This window comes from Mesorhizobium sp. M1365 (assembly GCF_040317865.1).
Taxonomy (GTDB): Bacteria; Pseudomonadota; Alphaproteobacteria; order Rhizobiales; family Rhizobiaceae; genus Mesorhizobium.
Window position 1 is genome coordinate 22251 of the sequence record NZ_JAMYLG010000056.1, and the last position, 6329, is coordinate 28579.

General features: G+C 58.9%; 7 protein-coding genes and 1 pseudogene. 4 read left to right on the forward strand and 4 right to left on the reverse strand.

All coding sequences use genetic code 11. The features are described 5' to 3' along the window. Nucleotides 1–27: 27 nt before the first annotated feature. The 4 genes from NKH04_RS30555 to NKH04_RS30570 all read right to left on the reverse strand — a co-directional run bounded on the left by NKH04_RS30555 (nt 28) and on the right by NKH04_RS30570 (nt 3033). On the reverse strand, nt 28–744 hold the full coding sequence (locus NKH04_RS30555; protein ID WP_352456374.1) for a pentapeptide repeat-containing protein: 717 nt from the start codon (nt 742–744) through the stop codon (nt 28–30). A 1384-nt stretch (nt 745–2128) separates the two neighbouring features. Then, nucleotides 2129–2347: a hypothetical protein gene (locus NKH04_RS30560; protein WP_352542932.1), complete on the reverse strand. Its 219-nt coding sequence runs from the start codon at nt 2345–2347 to the stop codon at nt 2129–2131. A 34-nt stretch (nt 2348–2381) separates the two neighbouring features. After that, nucleotides 2382–2627, reverse strand: coding sequence for a hypothetical protein (locus NKH04_RS30565; RefSeq protein WP_352542936.1), 246 nt, complete (start codon nt 2625–2627; stop codon nt 2382–2384). 244 nt (nt 2628–2871) lie between these two features. Further along, entirely contained in the window at nt 2872–3033 is a 162-nt protein-coding gene (locus tag NKH04_RS30570; protein WP_167522729.1) for a hypothetical protein, read from the reverse strand. A gap of 224 nt (nt 3034–3257) precedes the next feature. On the opposite strand from NKH04_RS30570, the gene NKH04_RS30575 reads away from it, so the two are divergent. The 4 genes and pseudogenes from NKH04_RS30575 (at nt 3258) to NKH04_RS30590 (ending at nt 6269) form a co-directional block, all read left to right on the forward strand. Continuing rightward, the gene (locus NKH04_RS30575; protein WP_029356805.1) at nt 3258–3929 is read left to right on the forward strand and encodes a Crp/Fnr family transcriptional regulator; all 672 of its coding nucleotides are present in this window, start codon (nt 3258–3260) and stop codon (nt 3927–3929) included. A gap of 223 nt (nt 3930–4152) precedes the next feature. Further along, nucleotides 4153–4577 (forward strand): annotated as a pseudogene (locus NKH04_RS30580) (DUF4062 domain-containing protein). Between the two features lie 555 nt (nt 4578–5132). Next, a complete protein-coding gene (locus NKH04_RS30585; RefSeq protein WP_352542933.1) occupies nt 5133–5402 on the forward strand; it encodes a hypothetical protein in 270 nt (89 codons plus the stop codon). 438 nt (nt 5403–5840) lie between these two features. After that, complete coding sequence (locus NKH04_RS30590) at nt 5841–6269, forward strand: putative toxin-antitoxin system toxin component, PIN family (protein ID WP_352474560.1); 429 nt, start codon at nt 5841–5843, stop codon at nt 6267–6269. Nucleotides 6270–6329 lie beyond the last annotated feature (60 nt).

The window sequence follows — 6329 nt, forward strand, 5'->3', positions numbered from 1 at the left end:
AGCATTGCACAGTTCGCTTGCCGACAACTATTCCTGCTGGAATTGACAGGGCCAATCTTCAGGCCTCGTCAAGCCAGAAGGCAACTCGGTCCGGGCGTCTCCGCAAGCCATGTTGAGCTGCCACTGGGACAGACCCGCCGAATTGGAAAGATCGACGCCCTCGATACGGGTCAGAAAGAAAAAGGCGCGGTCAAAGTCTATCGGCGCGGTGAACGTCGCTCCTCGGAAGTCCGCCCGTGCGAGATTGGCAAACGAGAAGCGGCTGCCGCTGATATCGGCGTCATGGAACTGCGCACGCCCCAATTCTGCCTTTGTGAAATCAACATTGGTCAGATTGGCGCCCTGGAAATTCGAGCGCTGTATTTCCGCGCTCGCAAACACAGCGCCCTGCGCGTCCATACGGCTGAAGTCGGTCCTGTAGGCCTCGATTCTGTCGAACCGGGCGCCTTTGGCGGTCGAGTCGGCCAGGGAAGCACGCACAAGCGTTGCCTTCTCAAGATTTGCCGCAAGGAGATTGCTGTTCCTGAGGTCGGTCGAAGTGAAATCAACACCGAACAGGTTCGCTCCGCTCAGGTCTTGTCCTTCTAGGATGAGAAGCTTCTTGTCACACTCGTGCCAATTGACGCCAGGCGTCGCGGCTGCGTCGCAATTGTGAGCAGCAGTGGCGTTCTGCCAAGCAAACACAGTGCAAACCGCTAGAACCAAGCCGGATGCGCCGTAAGCTCTGGTTCGCCTCAAAGTCATTGTTGCTGGACCTCTGCTACTCGCCGACACTCAACCTTACCACATCTGCTGACACTCGAGCCACCGTGACCACCGCCGTCATATTTAGCGCCGCTTTGATGTTGATCAACCGATCAACCCGCGCGTAGGGCGCGATTTGCGAGCGCCTCCCCATATCATCGGAGGCCAGCAGAGATTCATTTGTCACCGGCCAGGCGCATCATTCCGTAGGTATGCTTGACTAAGCCGAGGAGAGCGGTCGTTCAGGCTGGCGAAGTCCCTCCGCTCTGGACGTTTGTCTCGTTAATTGGGAGCCTGCTCGGATGCTGACCGCCACCGCCGCCGTCCGCTGCCGACAAGCGTGAATCCGCTCGGTTCCGCACCGATCGGTACTTCCCGACGGCGAGGTTGACCCGGCACGGGGTGCTCGTCGCATATCCTAATTCCGCTGTCGCATGAATCCCACGACTTCGCTTAGCGAAGCCGAAGTTGATCTCTGCCATCTCCCAGCTCGAAGCATCAACCCCGCATATTTGTGTCGTAAGCTGACGTGCCGCGAATACGCCTTTTTCGGTTGGCGGGCTTTATGGCGGACGCGCAATCTATTCTTGTATTTTTATCAACGTAAACAATGTCGTATGGCGGAGAGGGAGGGATTCGAACACCGCGCTTGGAAAAGGGTCCCTCTTGCGTGCAGGCCGCTTACTCTGGGCGGCAGAGTGCCCTTCCGCGCTTCGCCAAACCTGCCGTGGGAAATGCCTTGCCGTTTTTTCCGGCGGGGCTTTGATCAGATCGTGACTATTAGTGATTTATGCTGGAACTGGTTGCGGAGGTTAGAGTCGGACCTATTTGCGCCGATTAAGAAGTCCCGTCAGCAAACGAACTCGGTTACAGCACTGTATCGGCGGTATCCCTCTACCGACTCCAACCGCGACCGTTTCTTAGTCGCGCCTACCGTTTTGCACGCCCTCCTCTGCCCAGCCGTGGCGGAAGGTTGAACCAGTTGGGCGACTGCTAGGCTTTCGGCAGTTCGAACGATATAGTCGAACGGCCGAAATCGGGGCGCAAAGCTGCCATTAAGCACAAAGATAACAAAAAGCATCGGCGATCGGCTGAAGCCGCTCCTTCTCAGTCTGCTGGCGAACCGCGTAACCGGGGCAGATTTCCGGGCGAAGGGGTTTGCAGGCGAGCGCGTTCGTGATTCACCCTATGCGTGACGCTACCACCGACTGATTCGTTTGAAGGCTGTCGCTCGCGGAACTCCGCGGGTTGGTTACTGCGCTGATCGGCGAAGTGCGCGGTCCAAACATGTTCGAAGTGGTCGATCGCAGGGCCGCGTCGCACGGTGCAGAAGGCCATGCATCGTTGATTATGCGCAAACTGCTATCGCGCGCCTAGTCGGAACTCACGCATCGAACAGTACATCACGTCTTCCGTCCCCAGCGCACCGGCGGCCTCCCCGCTCGCAATCCAAATAGACGTCTTTCAGCTGTTTGATTGGCATGTCAGCGTGAGCGAACGCAAGGTCCTGAGCGTCAGAAGCCGACAATGAAGCCGGACTGATTGCGATCAGCACGGTGCCGAGCGTCACAGGCGCGAGGGACTTAACAACTGACATGATCATTTTGAGATCCTCCCCAGCTCCCGTCGGTCAACATTCAGTCCTTGGGGTCGCAGGTGTAGTGCCGTTCGAAGGTCCCGTCCGCGCGCCGCTGCTTGTCGAAGCCGATGTAAGGCTCGATCGCGCGCTCGTGGACCAGCCAAAGGGGATCTCGGCCGAGGTGTAGCCACTGCCGGCGGCCAACCGTTTCGGGATCGAGGCCGAAGCGATCCTGGTGCGCTCGATCGTCGTGCCGGCCGCGCCTGCCTCCGCATGACGGATGGCGCGGCTTCGCAAATCGCACATGATTTCGTCACGTGAGATGCCGATGTCGCCAAGGACGTCATCGGGTAAACGGCTCAACTGGTCCGTTGCCGACAAGAGAGCTTTTCGCTCGGCGCGGAGGCGTAACCACCTGCGAAATGGACCAATGGCGGCAGCATGAATTATAACCATGATCAGATCGTCACTTCATTGATCTGAATTGACCGGTACGGAACGGCGCGAACGGCACTCCGGGCGAGAGCGTCAGCCGTCCGCGAGGCAAATTAGGCGTAGTGGTCGATGGACTGGTTTTGCCGCGGCGTGCCCATACGGCGGGCGGTGGCTGGCCCCGGGCCACGCATGTAATAAAGCTCCGGGCGGTAGCGCGGCGCGACGAATTTGCGAAACCCCGCAGCAAGTTTTGTGACGGGAGCCAAGAATTTCATGACTGTTCCCTTTCCCTTCGCCGGCTTTCACACGAGCCGGCGGGCCTGACGTTGCAACAAGGATATGACAGTCGAACCAGGCTCGGCTGTGGGAATTCCCACACCGGGGAAACCATTGGCGAAATCCGCTCCCAGTTTGCATCCCGGAAAGCGGGGCCTGCGGCCATCAAATTTCCTTGGATAGGGAGTAAGGTGAAGTACACTTGATTGAACAAGAGACCGTTGTGACAGGCTCTCTGGCCTTCATCTCAAGACTTTGCGATGCCGACCTCGCCGCGCTGACCAAACGGTGGCACGAGCGCAGCTATCGACACAACGAGCTAATCATTTCCCACGGCGACACTGGTCGCGATGTCTTCTTCCTGCTGGAAGGACGGGCTCGCGTGACACTGGTTTCAGCGGACGGCAGGGAGATAGCGTATCGCGATGTCGAACCGGGCGACATTTTCGGGGAGCTCGGAGGCATTGACGGGATTGCACGCTCTGCCAGCGTAGTCGCGCTGGAGGCAACCCGCGCTGCACGGCTGTCCGGCACAGCATTCCGGGATATCGTGATGACCCACCCGACTTTTGCCTGGATGCTGCTTGAGCATCTGTCTGCCCAGCTCCGGCGCATGACCGAGCGGGTATTCGAATACAGCACTCTGGTCGTGCGAAAACGGCTGATCGTCGAGCTCCTGCATCGGGCGGAGAAAGCCGCACTCGTGGACGGCGAGGTGTCCATAAGCCCGGCACCGACGCATTCCGAGCTGGCGGCAACGATGAGCACGCACAGGGAAGCGGTCTCGCGCGAAATGAGCGACCTCGCCAAGAGAGGCCTGATCGAAAAGCGCGGCAGCAGGTTATTGCTGCATGACGTCTCGGCACTACGGGCGCTGGTCGACAAGAAGGAATAGCGAAGGCTGTCGCTGCGGCGGGGGGCACCGCACGTTTCATGCTCCTCGGCCGCAAGTGATTATTCCTTCCGGCAAACCGGGCAACCTAGCGTGCCAGCGCGCGGGTCGGGCTTTGATCGCTTCACCCCTTGCAAGAATCATGACTCGGCTTCTTGATGCGGGCACGGCGTTATCCCCAGCCTGCTTGCAGACTTACAAGGGCGGATCGAAGGGGTGAAGCCGCATGGACGTTAAATACCAGATCTTCGTCAGCTCGACCTACGCCGATTTGGTGGACGAAAGACGGTCGGTCATCGAGTCCGTTCTTAACCTCGGGCATATTCCTGTGGGATGGAGGCATTCCAAGCCAGCGACGACACTCAATGGGATTACATCAAGCGGCGCATCGATGACAGCGACTACTACGTACTCATCGTAGCAGAGCGGTACGGCTCAGAGTTGAAGGGTAAGAACTACACCCAGAGGAGTACGAGTACGCCGTCGCCCAAGGCGTGTCTACCGGTGGCGTTTTTGCTCGAAGGCGGTGCTCGCAAGACGTGGGCCGCGGAAAAGGTCGAGTTCGATAAAAGGCCAAACTCGAGAGATTCCGAAAGCTATATGAAAAGAAGCTCGTCAATATTGGCGCAACAAGGACGATTTGGCGGGTAAGGTTGCGATGGCTATTAGACGTTATGACCGTGGTCTGAGCGGCCGCCCGCCCTTAGTCTTTGCAGCTGTTAAGCAAACGGGGGTTGCTCGGGAGTGCCGAGCCGAGCCCCAAGCGAAGAAAGGACGAGCCATGGAGCAAGATAACGTTTTTTACGTCGGTGTCGATGTGTCGAAAGCCAAGCATGCTGTCGCGATTGCCGAGGGCGGACGCGGTGGAGAGGTCCGGTATTTCTGCGAGGCGTTCCCCGCGCGCCGTCACGGAACGTCGTAGCCGTGAAGCCGAACCGTGCCGGTCCCGTCATCATGAACAAGCGTCACCTCGCCAGTCATCGTGATCGTGTCGCGTTCGGACAGTTTCGCCATCGGCATCGCCCTCGCAAAGGCCGCCGCTGAACTGGACGTGGAAAGCGCCATCATCGACGGTGAGATCGTCGTATTGAACGAGACTGGCCTGTCTGACTTCGGAGCCTTGCGGAAAGCCATCACCCGACGCCAGCACGACCTCTATTCGTCGCCTTCGATCTTCTGCATCTCAATGGTCACGACCTGCGCGACATGGCGCTGGAGGACCGCCGCGAGATCCTTGCCGAGATGATCCCGGACGGTGGCCGTATCCAATTCAGCCAGGCGCTTCCCGGCGAGGCTAAGGCGATCTTCCCACCTGATAGACCAGGCGGGGCTCGAAGGCATGGTGTCGAGGCGCAAGGACAGCAAATACCGGAGCGGCAATTCGACGGCTTGGCTCAAGACCAAAGGCTTACAGCATCGATGAATACGAGTTGCTCGGCGTCGAGCGTGAACCCGGAAAGCCGGCTTTCGCCCTAATGGCCGAGCGTGGCACAGGCCGCTATGTCGGGAGCGACTTTATCACCTTGAACCGGGAGATGCGGGAACGCCTCTGTGAGCGCGTACAGGAGCATTCTGGGCCCGCGCCAAATGATCGGCTAATGCTCATGGACAAGGCCGCCTATCTGGACTTCGTGGTCGAGGTCATCCGCCGATCAACCATATCTCGTGCCGACATGTCAGCCCTGTAATCTTGTCGTTCCCAGGTTTGGCCTCGTCCAGCATGGCATGCCCGCTCTTCTGTGTGTATCGAGGGCATTGAGCGGCGTGATGATCAGCAAGACAAGTTCAGTTGCCGCGCTGTCGTAGTGTGGCGTGCAAATACTTGCGCGCTGCGATTTGGGATCCCGAAGCCGGGCCAAATTGCCAAAAGCTCGGTCCTCTTGCAATATCGCACGCGATATCCAATATGCCTGCATGAGACTGCTTCTCGATACGGCGACCATGGTGGCGGCGATCCGAAGTGACGCTGGTGCCTCGCGCCAACTGTTGGTGGCGGCTTTGGAACGCCGGCTGACGCTCATTGCTTCGGTGCCGGTGATGATCGAGTACGAGGCGGTCATGACGAGGCCCGAGCACCTTGAGGCTTCCGGCCTGTCGGCTGAGGATGTGAACGCGTTGCTAGATGCCGTGGCGTCCGTCGCCGAGCCGGTTCGCCTTCTCTTTCTCTGGCGGCCCGCCGTGCGCGACCCTGACGACGACATGGTGCTGGAAGCGGCGGTAAACGGACGGGCGGATGCTATAGTGACGTTCAACCTACGCGACTTCGGCAAGCTGGCCGAGCGCTTCGGTATCATGGTCCTGTCGCCAAGTGAGGCGCTGAGAGGATTGGAGAAAAAGACATGAGAAGAAGCAATTTCGCACTGCGACTTCAGCTCTCGCTTCTGGATGAGGCGCGCAAGGTGG